We start from the raw sequence: 645 nt of genomic DNA on the forward strand, positions 1-645 counted from the left end.
TTTCTACACCTTTGTTAATCGTAGTGAGTTTGTCGCCAAACTTGGTTTGTATCCAGTCACGCAGCAAGTAGCGGCTACTTAAAAAGGCAAGAGTTGCGCCGATCGCACTGGCGAAAGAAACCAAAAGCAAGCTATTCCAGAATCCAAATAGAGCAGCGCCAAGCAGGGTAACAACCGCTGCTCCTGGAATAGAGAAGGCAGTGATCAAGATATACGCGATGAAGTAAGTCGCGGCAGCCGCAATAAAGTTACTTTCTATATAGTCATTTAACACGGCTTGTTGTGCTTTGGCGTTTTCCAGCGTGAGGTATTGACCAAAGTTGATGCCTAATAAAACAATCGTCACGACTAGCACAATACCCAATATCATTTTCTTACTCATTGATACTTCCTCAAATTTTCAATGCATACCATTAGTATAGATAGACAGGCAAAGCATAGATTAACTTTCATTGATTGATAAAAAACTATTTATTTTATGCGATTAGTAGAGTTTGAACGACTAGCCAAACTGTTTGGCTTTGTGAAAGCTATAGGTATTGGTTACATAAAGCTGGAAGAAGTATCCAGCGATTAGAAGATTATGAGTTTTTGCTAGAGGATTGTTTTATATAACTTAATCTAAGAGTAATAATTTGTACCACG

Annotated in this window: 1 pseudogene; it reads right to left on the minus strand. The window is 38.8% G+C overall.

Going from position 1 to position 645, the window contains the following annotated elements:
- Positions 1-453 (minus strand): annotated as a pseudogene (locus BCT81_RS15260) (TVP38/TMEM64 family protein); the annotation flags it as partial.
- Between the last annotated feature and the right edge of the window lie 192 nt (positions 454-645).

Source organism: Vibrio sp. 10N.261.52.A1, from assembly GCF_002876325.1.
Taxonomy (GTDB): Bacteria; Pseudomonadota; Gammaproteobacteria; order Enterobacterales; family Vibrionaceae; genus Vibrio; species Vibrio chagasii.